General features: G+C 59.5%; 17 protein-coding genes. 5 read left to right on the forward strand and 12 right to left on the reverse strand.

The window, feature by feature from the left end; genetic code table 11:
* Window positions 1-50 precede the first annotated feature (50 nt).
* Window positions 51-491, forward strand: coding sequence for a hotdog fold domain-containing protein (locus tag ACA073_RS15715; protein ID WP_461950031.1), 441 nt, complete (start codon window positions 51-53; stop codon window positions 489-491).
* A 154-nt stretch (window positions 492-645) separates the two neighbouring features.
* On the opposite strand, the gene ACA073_RS15720 is transcribed toward ACA073_RS15715, so the two are convergent.
* The 5 genes from ACA073_RS15720 to ACA073_RS15740 all read right to left on the reverse strand — a co-directional run bounded on the left by ACA073_RS15720 (window position 646) and on the right by ACA073_RS15740 (window position 3891).
* Window positions 646-1338: a GNAT family N-acetyltransferase gene (locus ACA073_RS15720; protein WP_497397543.1), complete on the reverse strand. Its 693-nt coding sequence runs from the start codon at window positions 1336-1338 to the stop codon at window positions 646-648.
* Window positions 1339-1621: 283 nt separating this feature from the next.
* The gene (locus ACA073_RS15725; RefSeq protein WP_497397545.1) at window positions 1622-2191 is read right to left on the reverse strand and encodes a YceI family protein; all 570 of its coding nucleotides are present in this window, start codon (window positions 2189-2191) and stop codon (window positions 1622-1624) included.
* 115 nt (window positions 2192-2306) lie between these two features.
* Window positions 2307-2768 (reverse strand): MarR family winged helix-turn-helix transcriptional regulator, encoded by a 462-nt coding sequence (locus ACA073_RS15730; protein WP_497397547.1) that lies wholly within the window; start codon window positions 2766-2768, stop codon window positions 2307-2309.
* A gap of 148 nt (window positions 2769-2916) precedes the next feature.
* Window positions 2917-3369, reverse strand: a complete 453-nt coding sequence (locus ACA073_RS15735) for an Ohr family peroxiredoxin (RefSeq protein WP_497397549.1) — start codon at window positions 3367-3369, stop codon at window positions 2917-2919.
* Between the two features lie 69 nt (window positions 3370-3438).
* The gene (locus ACA073_RS15740) at window positions 3439-3891 is read right to left on the reverse strand and encodes an Ohr family peroxiredoxin (RefSeq protein WP_497397551.1); all 453 of its coding nucleotides are present in this window, start codon (window positions 3889-3891) and stop codon (window positions 3439-3441) included.
* Window positions 3892-4273: 382 nt separating this feature from the next.
* On the opposite strand from ACA073_RS15740, the gene ACA073_RS15745 reads away from it, so the two are divergent.
* Genes ACA073_RS15745 through phnE form a run of 4 tightly spaced genes read left to right on the forward strand, consistent with a single transcriptional unit; the run spans window position 4274 to window position 7504 of the window.
* Window positions 4274-5125, forward strand: a complete 852-nt coding sequence (locus tag ACA073_RS15745) for a putative selenate ABC transporter substrate-binding protein (RefSeq protein WP_497397553.1) — start codon at window positions 4274-4276, stop codon at window positions 5123-5125.
* Complete coding sequence (locus ACA073_RS15750) at window positions 5122-5919, forward strand: phosphonate ABC transporter ATP-binding protein (protein WP_497397555.1); 798 nt, start codon at window positions 5122-5124, stop codon at window positions 5917-5919. The genes ACA073_RS15745 and ACA073_RS15750 overlap by 4 nt, the downstream gene beginning before the upstream one ends.
* A complete protein-coding gene (locus ACA073_RS15755) occupies window positions 5913-6740 on the forward strand; it encodes a PhnE/PtxC family ABC transporter permease (RefSeq protein WP_497397557.1) in 828 nt (275 codons plus the stop codon). The genes ACA073_RS15750 and ACA073_RS15755 overlap by 7 nt, the downstream gene beginning before the upstream one ends.
* A complete protein-coding gene (phnE, locus tag ACA073_RS15760) occupies window positions 6737-7504 on the forward strand; it encodes a phosphonate ABC transporter, permease protein PhnE (protein ID WP_497397559.1) in 768 nt (255 codons plus the stop codon). The genes ACA073_RS15755 and phnE overlap by 4 nt, the downstream gene beginning before the upstream one ends.
* A 2-nt stretch (window positions 7505-7506) precedes the next feature.
* On the opposite strand, the gene ACA073_RS15765 is transcribed toward phnE, so the two are convergent.
* From ACA073_RS15765 to ACA073_RS15795, 7 genes are all read right to left on the reverse strand, one after another.
* Entirely contained in the window at window positions 7507-8508 is a 1002-nt protein-coding gene (locus tag ACA073_RS15765) for a cytochrome d ubiquinol oxidase subunit II (RefSeq protein WP_497397561.1), read from the reverse strand.
* Window positions 8505-9881 (reverse strand): cytochrome ubiquinol oxidase subunit I, encoded by a 1377-nt coding sequence (locus ACA073_RS15770; protein ID WP_497397563.1) that lies wholly within the window; start codon window positions 9879-9881, stop codon window positions 8505-8507. Before ACA073_RS15770 ends, ACA073_RS15765 begins: the two co-directional genes overlap by 4 nt.
* 150 nt (window positions 9882-10031) lie before the next feature.
* Entirely contained in the window at window positions 10032-10727 is a 696-nt protein-coding gene (locus tag ACA073_RS15775) for a phosphoribosyltransferase (protein WP_497397565.1), read from the reverse strand.
* Between the two features lie 265 nt (window positions 10728-10992).
* Window positions 10993-11373, reverse strand: a complete 381-nt coding sequence (locus tag ACA073_RS15780) for a hypothetical protein (RefSeq protein ID WP_497397567.1) — start codon at window positions 11371-11373, stop codon at window positions 10993-10995.
* A gap of 37 nt (window positions 11374-11410) precedes the next feature.
* Window positions 11411-11641, reverse strand: a complete 231-nt coding sequence (locus ACA073_RS15785; protein ID WP_497397569.1) for a hypothetical protein — start codon at window positions 11639-11641, stop codon at window positions 11411-11413.
* Between the two features lie 323 nt (window positions 11642-11964).
* On the reverse strand, window positions 11965-12612 hold the full coding sequence (locus tag ACA073_RS15790; RefSeq protein WP_497397571.1) for a hypothetical protein: 648 nt from the start codon (window positions 12610-12612) through the stop codon (window positions 11965-11967).
* A gap of 549 nt (window positions 12613-13161) precedes the next feature.
* Window positions 13162-14520 carry an MATE family efflux transporter gene (locus ACA073_RS15795; RefSeq protein ID WP_497397573.1) on the reverse strand — a complete coding sequence of 453 codons (1359 nt, stop codon included), beginning with the start codon at window positions 14518-14520 and terminating at the stop codon, window positions 13162-13164.
* Between the last annotated feature and the right edge of the window lie 3 nt (window positions 14521-14523).

The raw sequence follows: 14523 nt of genomic DNA on the forward strand, positions 1-14523 counted from the left end.
TCTGTAACGGAACATCATTCTGTTTATTCACTCGTCAGTGAGGTTTCAAAATGAGTCAGTTTCTCAGCATGTTCAACAGCGCGGGCCCGCAAGCATTCAGCAAAATGGCCTGTCAGGTTGCGCCCTACTTCAGCACCATCAACCCGCTGGTCACGGAATTGCGCAAAGGCTTCGCGACGGTACAGGTGCCTTTCGCCAGGGAAATCACCAACCACCTGGGCACCGTACACGCGATTGCGATGTGCAACGCGGCTGAACTGGCGGCGGGGATGATGACCGACGTGTCGATTCCCGAAGGCGCACGCTGGATTCCAAAAGGCATGACGGTCGAGTACCTGGCGAAGGCAAAAACCGACGTGACAGCCGTGGCCGATGGGGGCAGCGTCGACTGGACCACGGAAGGCGACAAGATCGTGCCGGTGGACATTCACGACGTCGAAGGCAAGAAGGTGTTCACGGCGCGGATCACCATGAACGTGAAGCTTTCCTGAACGCTGCACAATTCGCCTGAGTGGACGCAGAACAACTGTGGGAGCGGGCTTGCTCGCGAAAGCGGTGTTTCAGCCAACATCAATGTTGAATGTAACGCCGCCTTCGCAAGCAAGCCCGCTCCCACAGTTGATTGAGTTGTCTGGGTGGGCGCGGTTAGCGTGGCCCCTCGCCCAACCGCTCGCGGACAAATTCATTGGCCTTGTACGTCAGCTGATCCAGATGCCGGTCACGCTGTTTCTCCGCATCGACCATCGCGCGCTTGCCGTGCTTTTGCAGCAGATAGGTATGAATCTGCCGCACCTCCAGCGAGCTGTAGATTGACGCCACATCCAGCAGCCCCATCAAACCGTCGGAGCGATGATCGCGGGTGTTCATCAGCACCTGAGTACCGCGCACGCCCATCACCTGGAACCCCATGGATTCAAACCATGGCACCTTGGCAACTGCGCAGGTCAGCTCGGCATGCGGGTAGCGACCGACCATTTCCCGCAGCATCTTGCGCGCCACGCCTTGACGCCGATGACCGGCCCGCACCGCCATGTACGCCACGCCGCACGCGTCGGGATCGTCCTTGACTGGCAGGTACAGCAAGAAGCCGATAACCGTTTCCGGATCATCCACGTCCGTCGCGACGATCAATTCCACCGCAATCCCTTTCGCCCCGCTCAGCGCCTCCAGATAGAGGTGAACTTCATAGCCGATCGCGTACTGGTACACGTTGTACAACAGGTTGCTCGGCGGGATGGCGACCATGCTGATGTCGGTCAGGTTGTCGACGACCATCTGCAGGATCTGGCTGGAGAGGTGCTCGGGGCACGGGGTTTTGAAATGGGTGATCTGGGGCATTGAGGCTCTGACTCTGGGGGCGGACGTGAAGAATGTGTTCGCGGGGGTGCCTATCATAACGTGCTGGCGTGACCGAGGGGGTGTGTCAGTTGGCAGCTGTGCTGGATGTTCCGGCCCCTTCGCGAGCAAGCCCGCTCCCACATTGGATCTGCGGTGAACACATTATTTGTGTCCGCCAGCAATCCAGTGTGGGAGCGGGCTTGCTCGCGAAGGGGCCAGAAGCAACACCTCTAAACGGTGGCCTTGAAACCATGACAGGGCAAGCGGCGTAAAGCCACGACGTCTATTGCTGCGGCGCAACCATGCGAAAGCGGATGTTGATATCGTCCGAAACCACCGTGTCCGCCCACTCGCCCTCGCCTATTTTGAAATCGCTGCGTTTGAGCGTCAGCTGGCCGTCGAAGATGCCGATGGCGTTCTCGGCCTTCAGCAGCACGGGCACTTCCACCACCCGCGTGATGCCCCTGAGCGTGAGTTTGCCGGTGATCGAGTAGCGGTTGTTGCCCAGTGATTTCACACCAGTCGACTCAAACGTCGCCACCGGCGAATTCGCGGTGTCGAACCAGGCTGGCTTTTTCAGTTCTTCGTTGGCGTCACTGCTGCCGGCATCGATGCTGTCGAGCTGGATCGTGAGCGCGGCGTGGGCCGCCGAAGGGTTCTTGGTGTCGAAATCCAGCGTGCCTTCGAATTGGCTGAACGTGCCGTAGACCCGCGAACTGAACTGGTTGTACGTGAAGGAAAGCGTGCTGGCGGTCGCATTGACCTGGGTGTATTCGATGGCATCGGCACACGACAAGGCGCCGAAGGTGAGCGCGAGGCCCCATGCGATGGAACGCGAAAATCGAGGATTCATGGGACTCTCCGGGCGGGATTCCCGTTTGCCTCAAAGGCTGCGTGTGCCGGCCCGCCACAGGGGGACTAAAGCAAAAAACCGCCGTTTATGCCACTGGCCGCGCAGCCCACTTGATTCAGTCCGCAGATCTCACCGATTTGATGAGGTTGTTGCGCAGTTTCACCACTGACTTTTGCAGTTGCGTGAACTCGTCCGGCGTCAGCCCCGTGGCGCCGGCGAGTCCCGATTCAGGATGGTTTTCGCGCAGCTCACGACCTTGCTTCGTCAGCTTGATCCGCACCTGCCGCTCGTCCTCGGGGTCGCGCTGGCGTTGCAGATAACCCATCGCCTCGAGTTTCTTCAGGATCGGCGTGAGCGTGTTGGATTCGAGAAACAGCTTTTCGCCCAGGCTGCCGACGGTTTGATCGTCTGCTTCCCAGAGCACCACAAGGGTGATGTATTGCGTGTAAGTCAGGCCGAGTTGTTCGAGTAGCGGTTTGTAGGCCTTGCCGAAGGCCAGGTTGGTGGAATAGACCGCGAAACACAGGAAGTCGGCGAGCTTCAGGTCGGCGGGGTCTACCTCGTCGATGGTTTTCATGGGCATCCTCATTTGGCCAGAAACTGATGGTTCGCAAGCGCCAGACTATACGTCGTACGCGACAGTGTCGGAAGTGACATGGTTGCGGATCATGAAGGCCGGCGGCCGGTTCAACGTGCGAGGCAAGTCGAACCGGCCGTGCGGTGCATCATTCGGTGATGGCGTTCAGTACCACGTCGATGTTGCCGCGGGTGGCTTTCGAGTACGGGCAGATCTGGTCGGCGTCGTGCGCCAGCTTGGTTGCGACCTCTTGCGGCAGACCCGGCACGCGCAGGGTCAATCGAGCCTGGATGAAGTACTCCGAACCGGTCTGACCCAGATCGACTTCAATATCCACAGCCGTTTCGGCCGGCAGTGTCACTTTCAGGTTGCTGGCCACCAACCCGACGGCAGCGGAGTAGCAGGCCGACCAGGCGCCGGCGAACAATTGCTCGGCGGTCGGGTGCGGCACGGTGTTCTGGAACTCATGCACCGGTTTTGGATTGCCGGGCGAGGACAACACGATGTCGAGGTTGCCGTTATGGCCGCGCGATGTGGTGCCGGCTGCGCTGAGGGTGGTGTGGGTTTTGCCGGTGGCCAGTACTTTTTCGATCTTGCTCATGATGGTTCTCTTTATAGTTTAGATGGTGTGCGCATACGCTTTTATCGCATGCGATACGCTTGATAAAAATTAAGCAGTGAGGACGTTCAGTGCCACATCAATATTGCCGCGTGTTGCTTTCGAGTACGGGCAGATCTGATCGGCGGTGTGCGCCAGTGTGGTCGCGATGTCATGCGCCAGGCCTGGCACGCGCAGGGTGAGTCGAGCCTGAAGGAAGTATGCCTCGCCGGTCTGGCCCAGATCGACTTCGATGTCGACGGAAAAGTCTGCAGGCAGCACCACGTTCAAGTCATTGGCCACCAAACCAACCGCTGCGGTGTAGCAAGCCGACCATGCACCGGCGAACAGTTGCTCGGCAGCCGGATGCGGCTGGGTCGCGGCAAACACGTGGGCAGGTTTGGCGTTGCCCGGCGTCGACAGGGTGATGTCGAGGCTGCCGTTGTGGCCGCGGGACGTGGTGCCGGAGGCGCTGGCGGTGGTGTGGGTTTTGCCGGTGGCCAGGACTTTTTCGATCTTGCTCATGGGGGTGAATCCTCTACGGTGCGATAGGTTTGATTTCGTGTCGCGTTCGATTGTGTCGTATGCGATGGATTAATATTCGCGCAGAGATGGATGGGTGTCAATAGGTCGTAGGGCGCCTCTTCGACGAACGGTAGTTACCTCGTCTACTGCCCACCGCCGACATCCGCGGAGAGAATTTGTAGGAGCGAGCTTGCTCGCGATGGACGTCAACGATAACGCGTAGTCTCTGAATACACGCGTCGTCCTGAAGTCCATCGCGAGCAAGCTCGCTCCTACAAGAGTTCAGCATTAGTCTGCCTTGCTGCGTTTCGTCTAACCTCAAACGACTTGCCGTCATCCTCGGCGCCTCGATAGTGTTCCGTTAATGCACCGGAGAATGTCCATGCTCAACCGTACCCTGGCACTGACTGCCGGCTTGGCCCTGTGTTTTTGCACCCTGCTGGCGCAGGCCGCCGACACCCTGAAAGTCAGCGCGATTCCCGATGAAGCGCCCACCGAACTGCTGCGTAAATTCAAACCGCTGGGCGCCTATCTGGAACAGCAATTGGGCATGAAGGTCGAGTTCGTTCCCGTCAGCGATTACCCGGCCGTGGTCGAGGCGCTGGCTACTGACCGGATCGACCTGGCCTGGCTGGGTGGCTTCACATTTGTGCAGGCACGCCTGAAAACCGGCAATGCCATTCCGTTGGTACAACGTGAACAGGATGCCCGGTTCACCAGCAAATTCATCACCGCCGACCCGGCCGTCAAATCCCTCGCCGACCTCAAGGGCAAGACCTTTGCCTTCGGTTCGGTGTCCTCGACATCGGGCAGTCTCATGCCGCGTTATTTCATGCTGAAGGACGGCATCAAGCCGGAAACCTACTTCAGCCGCGTCGGCTACTCCGGCGCCCATGACGCCACGGTTGCCTGGGTCCAGGCCGGCAAAGTGGACGCCGGGGTGCTGAACGCCAGCGTGTGGGAAAAACTGGTCGCGGCCGGCAAGGTCGACACCAATAAGGTCAAAGTGTTTGCGACCACCCCCGCCTACTTCGACTACAACTGGACGGTGCGCGGGACCCTCGACCCGGCGCTGGCGGCCAAGATAAAAGCCGCGTTCCTGGCGCTTGATCCGGCGAATCCGAAGGACAAGGAGATTCTGGATTTGCAGGCCGCCAGCCGATTCATCGAAACCAGTCCTGAAAACTACAAGGGCATCGAGGAAGCCGCGCGCGCCGCCGAACTGCTCAAATGACGTTGCATCTGACCCAGGTCAGCTTTACCCACGCCAACGGCGTTCAGGCGCTGCGTGGCGTGGATCTGCACATCGAGGCCCGCGAACAGGTCGCCATTATCGGCCCGTCCGGCGCGGGCAAGTCGAGCCTGCTCAACCTGCTCGCCACCGCACTGCGACCGAACGACGGCGAGCTGCAAGTGCTCGGCGAACGCGCCTGGCAACTGTCGGCCAGTCAGCGTCAGCGCCTTCGCGCACGTATCGGTTTGATCCATCAAGCGCCGCCCTTGCCACCGCGTCAGCGTGTGGTCACGGCGGTTCTGGCCGGCAAGCTGGGTCAGTGGGGGTTGGGCAAAAGCCTGCTGAATTTGCTGTATCCGCTGGATATTCCGGGGGCGCGCGCAGCCTTGGCCAGGCTGGACCTGAGCGACAAACTGTTCGCGCAATGCCAGCAGTTGTCCGGGGGACAGTTGCAGCGCGTGGGCATTGCCCGGGTGTTGTATCAAGCGCCCGAAGTGTTGCTGGCCGATGAGCCTGTCTCGGCCATGGACCCGGTGCTGGCCGAGCATACGCTGTCGGTGCTGTGCCGCCATGCCCGGGAGCACAACGTCACGCTGGTCGCCAGCCTGCACGCGGTGGAGCTGGCCCTGGCGCACTTTTCGCGGATCATCGGTCTGCGTGACGGGCAGATTCTGTTCGACCTGCCGGCCAGCGCTGTCGACCGCGAGCGGCTCGACACGCTCTACGCCAACGAACAGTTAGAACGTTCGCCGCTGCCTCCCGCCCACTTGAGTGTGCAGATTCCCCGATGCTGACGTCCGGCACCCGCGATCCCGCCGCCCTGCCGCGCCTGCTGCTCAGCCTGCTGGCCATCGCCCTGCTGTGGCCGGGCATCCGCTACAGCGAGCTGGACCTCAGTGTGCTGATCGCGAGTGACAGCCAGAGCGAAATGGGTCGGTTCGTGTCCGCCTTCTGGCCACCGGCCCATGACGAGGCGTTCATTGAGCTGTTGCTGCAAGCCACCCTGCAAACCCTGGCCATCGCCACGGCGGGCATGGCCCTGGCGTTGCTGTTGGCGATTCCTGCCAGCCTGTTGGCCAGTCGAGCACTGTCGTTATCTGCGGCGTCTCGTGCGGGTCGCCCGAACTATGGGGGCCAACTACTACGCTGGCCGGTGCGCGGTCTGTTGATTTTTCTGCGCAGCGTGCCGGAAATCGTCTGGGCCCTGCTGTTCGTGCGTGCCGTCGGCCTTGGTCCGACCGCCGGCGTGCTGGCGATTGCCATTACCTACAGCGGCATGCTGGGCAAGGTCTATGCGGAAATTTTCGAATCGGTTGATCAACGCCCTGCCCACGCGCTGCTGCAATCCGGCAGTGGTCGGCTCGCGGCCTTTTGCTACGGGATCCTGCCCAATGTCGCCGCGGAACTGCTGTCGTACACGGTGTACCGCTGGGAATGCGCGATCCGCGCCTCGGTGGTGATGGGCTTCGTCGGCGCTGGTGGGCTAGGTCAGCAAATGGATCTGTCGTTGCGCATGTTCGCCGGCGGTGAAGTGGCCAGTCTGTTACTGACGTTCCTCGTCCTGGTGTTGCTCGCCGATCAACTCAGCCGTTTGCTGCGCTGGAGGCTGGCATGAATCGCCTGTTCAACCTGGCACTGCTGCTCGGCATCGGCGCCGCCGTCATCGCCTCGTTCATCTACCTCGGCATCGACCTCGGCGAACTCGGCAGCACCGGCAACCTGAACCAGATGGGCGCTTATGCGCAGCGTTTTTTCAGCCCGGACCTGAGCCCGAATCATCTGCAAGCCATCGCCCATGGCGCCCTGGAAACCATCGCCATGTCCGCCCTCGGCACCTTGCTCGCAGCGGTATTTGGTTTGCTGTTGGCATTGCCCGCAGCCGGACGTTTCGGCTGGCCGTTGCAGAGCGCGTCGCAGCTGGTGCTCAACGCTTTGCGCGCGGTGCCGGAACTGGTGTGGGCCGCGCTGATGGTGCTCGCCGCCGGTCTCGGCCCCAACGCCGGCACGCTTGCGCTGGCGCTGCACACCACTGGGGTGCTCGGCCGGCTGTTCGCCGAAGCGCTGGAAAACACCCCGCCCGAACCGGCCGACGCCATCCGTTTGCAGGGCGCCAACGCGGTGTGGGCGTTCTGTTATGGCACCCTGCCCAACCTGTTGCCGCAGCTGCTGGCCTACATCCTGTACCGCTGGGAAAACAACATTCGCATGGCCAGTGTGCTCGGCTTCGTCGGCGCCGGTGGCCTGGGGCAAATGCTCTATGTCAGCCTCAGCCTGTTTCAGGAAGCGCAGGCCAGCACGGTGATTCTGGCGATGCTGATATTGGTCTTCGCCGTCGATACCTTGAGCAGCTGGAGTCGGCAACGTTGGGTCAAGGCCTGAGGTCAATCCCGCACCGCACGCACCTTGCCGCTGAAGACGCTGAAGCCGTAGGTGTTGTAGATCAGCGTCACCGGTATCAGCACAGCGAAACCGATCAGCATGAACACCTGACTGGTCGGGCTGGACGCGGCAGCTTGCAAAGTCAGGTGCGGCGGAACGATTAGTGGATAGAGCGCCACGATCATCAAGGCAAACGCCAAAACGAAGACGCCCAATGCAGCGAACAGAGGCAGCGCATGACGGCGACTTCGAAACCCCAGCACAAAGCCGATCAGCAGCGCGATGAGCAACGTCACGGCCGGCATCCACACCCGCCAATCGGACAGCCGTTGCGCATAGCGAGTGTCCAGTGTCGCGGTCCAGGCAACCAACACGATCAACAACAGCACGGTCACCGAGGCCAGCGCCTTCGCCTGAAGCGCCGATCGCCGCTGGAGTTCGTCTTCAGTGCGCCAATAAAGCCAACAGGCGCCCAACCACGTGTAGCCCACCACAAGCACGGCGCCACAAAACAGTGGAAACGTACCCCGCCACTCCGAACCGTCACCGCTGTATTGCCCCGCCTGTTCCGGTAGGCCTTGAACCAGCGTGCCCAAGACCAACCCCTGCGTTCCGCCGGCCAGCACTGAACCGCACATCAGCAAGCCATCGACTACGCGTTTGATTGCGGCACTGGGCGCATAGTCCCGAAACTCCAACGCAACCACTCGAAGAATCAACGCTAAAAACATCAGGATAAAAGGTAAATAAAGCGCCGGCAGCAGGATGGCGTAAGCCAGCGGAAATAACGCCAGCAGCCCGCCGCCCCCCAACACCAGCCACGTTTCGTTGGCGTCCCAGATCGGCAGGATCGTCACCGCCATCGTGCGGCGATGCCGGCTGCATCGCGTAACGCCCATCAGCACTCCGACGCCAAGATCCGTGCCATCGAGCAGCACATAGTTCATGACCGAGAACGCCAGGGCCGCCGCAGACAGCAATGTTATCCAGTCATTGTCCATCATGATTCACCTGTCTCGTCCGCAAGAGTCGGCTGCGGCCCGGGCTCGTCCTCGTGCGGTGGCTCTCGCAGTATTCGAAGCAGCACCCACAGCCCGATGCCGAATATCAGCAGGTAAAACATCAGAATCAACCAGGTCGAGCCGACCACCTGCTGTCGAGACACCGACGACACACTGTCCGCCGTGCGCAGCAAACCATAGACGGTGAAGGGTTGCCGGCCCACCTCGGTCACGACCCAGCCACTGAGCATCGCGAGAAAACCCGCCGGGGCCAACAGCACACACACCCGCAGCATCCAGCGCGCGGCGTATAACCGTCCTCGCCAGCGCAACACCAGACTGGTCAGCCCCTGCCACACCATCAACAGGCCCAGGCCGACCATGAAGCGAAAAGCAAAAAACACCACCGGCACCGGCGGGATGTCCTCAGGCGGGAACTCATCCAGCGCCGCGATGGTGCCACTCAGGTCATGCGTCAGGTACAGCGAACCCATGCGCGGAATCGCCACTTCCCAATGATTGCGTCGCTCAGCCATGTCCGGAATGGCAAACAAGCGCAGCGGTTCGCCCGCGCCCTCCTCCGGACGCGTCCATGAACCTTCGATGGCCGCGACCTTCTGTGGCTGAACCTTGAGACTGTGCTGACCATGAAGGTCACCCACCACGATTTGTAGCGGTGTCAGCACGACAATCGTCCACAGCGCCATGGAGAATTGAAGCCGCGCTCGCGGGTTGTGCGGCGCCTTCAACAGTTGCCAGGCGCTGGCACCGGCCACCAGCGTCGCCGTGCCGAGCAACGCGGCCAAGGTCATGTGCGCCAGCCGATAAGGAAACGACGGATTGAAAATGATCGCCCACCAATTCTCGGCCATGAAGCGGCCATCGGCGCCAATGGCGTAACCGGCGGGTGTCTGCATCCAGGAATTGGCCGACAGGATCCAGAACGCGCTGATCAACGAGCCGAGGGCCACTGCGCAAGTGGCGAAAAAATGCAGACGAGGGCCGACCTTTTTCAGGCCGAACAGCATGATGCCCAGGAAGCCCGCCTCCAGAAAAAACGCCGCCAGTACTTCGTAGAACATCAACGGGCCGAGGATATCGCCTGCTTTAGTCGACAGCCGCGACCAATTGAGCCCGAACTGATACTCCAGAATCAGCCCCGACGCCGTACCCACCGCCACGTTGAGCGCGAACACTTTCAGCCAGTAAAGGTAAACATCCAGATAGATTTGCCGGCCACGCCACAACCAAAGTGCTTCAAGCACCATCAGAAAGTTGGCCAGACCGATCGTGAGCGCGGCCAGCACAATATGAAAACTGATGGTGATCGCAAACTGCGCGCGTGCGGCCATCAGCGCCGACTCAACCGCGTCCATGCGGCTCCTGAATCCCGCGCGCCTTGATGGAAATGCGGCAGCTGCTAGACATGGCAATTGTCCGAGGGGAGTCTTACTGGTTGACCCTATCGATACGGGTTCATTCCGTGAGCCCTGAACGGCTGTTTGCAGTGAGCGTGTTGAACGTTGTCATTCTTGACCGGAGCTCTGCCCCGCGCGGCTGGCCTCTTTCTGCCAGGCCCGCTGCAACAACGTGATGACCTCGGCATCCGAAGTCTGGGAAAAATCCATGTACCAATGCCCGATCGACATGAACCATTCGGCGGTGAGTGGGCACACCAACTCATCCACCTCACTGCGCAATGCCTCCGCCGTCTCAACCGGCGCCACCGGTACCGCGACAACAATGCGCGCCGGCGTATGCACCCGCACCGCATGGATCGCGGCCATCATCGAAGCGCCTGTCGCCAGGCCGTCGTCGATCAGGATCACCACCTGATCCTTGAGCTGCACCGGCGCGCGCGTTCCGCGGTATGCCTGCTCACGCCGCAACAACTCCCGGGTTTCCCGCTCGACCACCGCATCGAACGTCGCCTTGTCAATCGGGTGCGCCCGCAGCGCATGCTCATTGAGAATCTGAATACCGCCGCTGGCAATCGCGCCCATCGCCAACTCTTGATGGGTCGGAACGCCCAGTTTGCGCACCAGCATCAGGTCGAGGCGAACGTCCAGCGCCGACGCCACTTCATAAGCCACCGGCACACCGCCCCGGGGCAAGGCAAGAACAATGACATCAGGGCGATGCGCGTACTTGAGCAACGGCGCCACCAGCCGCCGACCGGCAGCGGCGCGGTCTTGCAGGATGGTTGGCGATGAAGGATTCATGCTGAAAACCTCCCCAGGCGATCACGCCTGACTGCTTCAGTCCTGCCTACCTCTTGTGGCAAGCAAGTTTATTGTGGCGAGCGAGCTTGCTCCGGGCGGCGTTCCGACGCTGGGCTGCGCAGCAGCCCCAAAAATACGCCACAGACGCAGATTCTCATGAGTGCTACGTAAGCGCTCCATAAACCCCACCTGCACATGAAGCGCCGATTCAAGGATGCTGAGCTCCCATTTCTCGCTCGGATCGACTGAACCGCCGGACGGTCTGTTAGTCGTTACGTGTCTGTTCAAGCCGCTTATCAAGCTCGCTTGGCGGCAAGTTCGGCGTCGAGTGAAGCGTCAGCCAGACAGCCCGCAGAATGTTGATCACGGCCATGTTCAGGTGTTGTTCGGCGGCGTGCAGGGCCAGCTCGGCTGCCAGGCGCCTGTCGGCAGCACTGAGGTGCGCCGTTTTGTGGGTCATGTCCGCATCGACGTTGGCCAACAGCCCCTGGAGTTCCTGCACCGCCTGATCCGATGCCTGACGCATGTCCGCCAGCAGGCGGCTGGCTTCGGCAGGCGTCATGGCCAAGGCGCGGACGCTGCGAAAAGTCAGGCGGGCGGGCAAGGTGGCCAAACTGAAACCCGTCGAAATTAACTTGCCAATCATGCGAAAAACTCCTGTAAACGAGGGTTTCAGCAGCGTATCAGAGTAAATCGCAAAAAAATGTCTGCTCATCGCTTGCCAGAATCAACTCTCCGCCTCTTTTTGGCATCAAGCGTCTGATCGTCGTCAGAACCCTCGAACGATGCGCCCATAGACGCTCGATCTGCTCATCCTTGGCAGACATTTCCTTGTCCTTCGAAAACATCTGCTTATGCAGCAACAGCAAAAGCTGTTTCAGCAAAATAGGGTCGTCAGGAAGGGTTTCGGGCACCGGCTTGGTCTTGAAGCGTCAGCCTCCAGGCGCTTGAACCACAAACAGAAGCCGTTGCGGTGCTACGCCCCCAAGCGGGAGCAAGCTCCCTCGCCACAGACATCCCTTAAGTTAAGCATCACCCCACCCGCCTGTTTGGACCAGTAACACCTATGTTCACGCCGCCCTCGGACCATCCCGATCTCTGTAGGAGCCGGCTTGCTGGCGAAAGCAACCTGAGCACTGCCGCAACTTTTGACGCACATAAAAAAAGAGCCACCCTGTTACGGATGGCCCTCTTTTTAAAACCGGCGACTTCCGGGAAGTTCAGCCAATGCTAAAGCCTAACAAGCACTCGCAACGGTCCGCTGAGACACCACAACGTTGTGCTGTTGTCTCCCTCGCTGAGTCAATGCCAGCATCGTCAGGAAACCCAGTGCAATCAACAGCGGATACGCCATCAACAATTCGGAAAGTGAATACTTCCAGGCCAACGGGCGTCCGACGCCCAGCAGAGCGGCATACATCCAGGACACGGCCGACAGCGAACCGCAAAACAGCGCCAGCATCCGGGCGCTAAACCCGAGCTTGAGCAGCGAGCCGGCCTTTTGCATGGCCGGCAACACCAAGCGATGCAACAAGATGCCGTTGTAAGTCAGCAACATGACAATGATCACTTTGGCTTGAAGCTTTGGATTCTTGAAGTATTCGATTCCTTTTTCCAGGTAATCAATACCCACAATGGCAATACCAGTGACCCACAAAGCAACCAACGCAACGACTACAGACGTCTGAAGACTTTCCAGATGAGCATTATCGTGCTCCGACAATACTTTACCCTTCAACAAATTCTTAACCATGGCAATATCACTGGTCAACACCAAACCAATGGCAACACAACAAGCGACCAAGTGCGCATAAACAACACCCAACCGCACAAACTCCATACATTCTTTGTTTTCAACCAAACTCATAATTGTATTTATTGTCACGGGTAATATCTCCACCTGTTTCTACAGTCCAGACCATTAGTTTGACGGGGCATTAATCAAGTTAAAAACCCTGTGCGGTCCGACTGATGCAAGACAAGCCAAATCAGAGACCTGGCACGGCTGAACCGATTGATTTGCGTGGCAAAGAACAACCGGCTATGTGTTGGCTCCTGAATTTCAGGTAAAAAAATCCTCATTTGCAGTCAATGCATATGAGGTTCATTTTCCACTTCTTTTTCTGCGCTTGCAGGAGCAGGTCATGGTGACGTGCTGAAGTATCAGAGGGCATCAAAGCTCAAATGTTCATTTTTTGAGCAGACTACCGACAAACGGTTACTTGGGTAGGTGCAACTTTTGTTGATGGGAAACCTCTAACTTCTCCGAAAGCCGCGCAACAACTGGCCTGCTTGATTACATGGCGCTTGAGATTCTTTTATTGGATCCACTAGTTGTTATGTCACTAACGAAAACAGCGATAGAGACCGGATCGCATTCAGAACTAATAAGTCATACTTATAATGTTTCATGATTGAAACACAATGATCCAATTTACACCAACCGCTCAATCTTCTGATGCTGCCAAACCATCTTGTAATACGCCGTCTGCAACAGCAGCATCCCCAGGTACGCCACCGGAAACGCCATCCACACACCCTGCAACCCGAACTGCCCGTCCAGCACATACGCCATCGGCAACTGCACCCCAAGCACGCACACAATCGAAACCGCCATCGGCACCAACACCGTCCCGCTAGCGCGCATGATCCCACCGATGATCGCCTGAAAGCCAAATACCAACAGGCTCCACAGCATGATGTGCAACAAGTGCTCGGCCTTCGCCCGAGTCGAATCGTCCGTAAGAAACAACCCCAGCAACCAGTGCGACAACAGGTAACCCAACACCACCAACCCACCGGTCAGGCAAACATTGATCAACAACCCCGTGCGCAGAATCGGCCCAATGCGCTCGATGCGCCCTGCCCCAATCGCCTGCGCCCCAAGAATCGACGCCGTGATCGCAATCGACAACGCCGGAAACTGCACATAATTGACGATCTGCGTCACCGCCCCATACGCCGCCGTCGCCTGCGAACCGTGCTGATTCACCAGCGCCAGAATCACCAACTCCGACACCGACAACACCACCATCTGCAACCCGGTCGGTAACCCGATGCGCAACACCTTGCCGAGAATCACCCGATCCAGCCGCATCGCCGCAAACATCTCCCGATCCGGCGCCAACGGATGCCCCTTGCTGATCAGCCGCCACGCCAGCCACCCCATCGCTGACAGGTTACCCACCAGCCCCGCATACGCCGCACTCTGAATCCCCAACATCGGCAACCCGAACGATCCCCGAATCAACGCCGGCGTTAGTGCTAACCCGATGCAGGTCGACACCACCAACGCTATCAGCGGCGACATCGTATCGCTTACCCCGCGCAGTAGCTGGGTGAAGAGCACGTAGACCAGCAGCGACGGCATGATCCACATCATTACGTGGGCGTAAGACACGGCGTCGTCCAGTACGTCGGCCGGAGTGCCCAAGCCCTGCAAGGCTGGGCGTGCGAACACGCTGCCCAATACCGCCGCTGTCAGGCCGATGATTGCGCCCAGCAGCAAGGTGGTGGCGGCGATGGTTTTGACCAGATGAGGTTCACGCGCGCCCCAGGCTTGGCCGATGAGCACGCTGGCGCCTGCGCCGAGGCCGATGACCAGGGCGATGAAGAAGAAGACGATGGGGAACATGCCGGAGACGGCCGCCAGGGCTTGGGTGCCGAGCATTTGGCCGATGTAGATGCTGTTGACGGTGCCGGACATGGATTGGAGGAAATTGGAGAGGACCATGGGGGCTAGGAAAAGGAGGTACGTTTTCCAGAGTGGGTGTTGGGTGGATGGGGTTTGCATTGG

The organism is Pseudomonas sp. LBUM1670, assembly GCF_059695695.1.

Excerpts from the sequence above, each read along its gene's own strand:
- ACA073_RS15765 (WP_497397561.1), bottom strand. The coding sequence starts at position 8,508 with ATGATGGACAATGACTGGATAACATTGCTGTCTGCGGCGGCCCTGGCG.
- ACA073_RS15730 (WP_497397547.1), bottom strand. The coding sequence starts at position 2,768 with ATGAAAACCATCGACGAGGTAGACCCCGCCGACCTGAAGCTCGCCGAC.
- ACA073_RS15740 (WP_497397551.1), bottom strand. The coding sequence starts at position 3,891 with ATGAGCAAGATCGAAAAAGTCCTGGCCACCGGCAAAACCCACACCACC.
- ACA073_RS15725 (WP_497397545.1), bottom strand. The coding sequence starts at position 2,191 with ATGAATCCTCGATTTTCGCGTTCCATCGCATGGGGCCTCGCGCTCACC.
- ACA073_RS15770 (WP_497397563.1), bottom strand. The coding sequence starts at position 9,881 with ATGGACGCGGTTGAGTCGGCGCTGATGGCCGCACGCGCGCAGTTTGCG.
- ACA073_RS15745 (WP_497397553.1), top strand. The coding sequence starts at position 4,274 with ATGCTCAACCGTACCCTGGCACTGACTGCCGGCTTGGCCCTGTGTTTT.
- ACA073_RS15735 (WP_497397549.1), bottom strand. The coding sequence starts at position 3,369 with ATGAGCAAGATCGAAAAAGTACTGGCCACCGGCAAAACCCACACCACC.
- ACA073_RS15720 (WP_497397543.1), bottom strand. The coding sequence starts at position 1,338 with ATGCCCCAGATCACCCATTTCAAAACCCCGTGCCCCGAGCACCTCTCC.
- ACA073_RS15755 (WP_497397557.1), top strand. The coding sequence starts at position 5,913 with ATGCTGACGTCCGGCACCCGCGATCCCGCCGCCCTGCCGCGCCTGCTG.
- ACA073_RS15775 (WP_497397565.1), bottom strand. The coding sequence starts at position 10,727 with ATGAATCCTTCATCGCCAACCATCCTGCAAGACCGCGCCGCTGCCGGT.
- phnE (WP_497397559.1), top strand. The coding sequence starts at position 6,737 with ATGAATCGCCTGTTCAACCTGGCACTGCTGCTCGGCATCGGCGCCGCC.
- ACA073_RS15795 (WP_497397573.1), bottom strand. The coding sequence starts at position 14,520 with ATGCAAACCCCATCCACCCAACACCCACTCTGGAAAACGTACCTCCTT.
- ACA073_RS15715 (WP_461950031.1), top strand. The coding sequence starts at position 51 with ATGAGTCAGTTTCTCAGCATGTTCAACAGCGCGGGCCCGCAAGCATTC.
- ACA073_RS15780 (WP_497397567.1), bottom strand. The coding sequence starts at position 11,373 with ATGATTGGCAAGTTAATTTCGACGGGTTTCAGTTTGGCCACCTTGCCC.
- ACA073_RS15750 (WP_497397555.1), top strand. The coding sequence starts at position 5,122 with ATGACGTTGCATCTGACCCAGGTCAGCTTTACCCACGCCAACGGCGTT.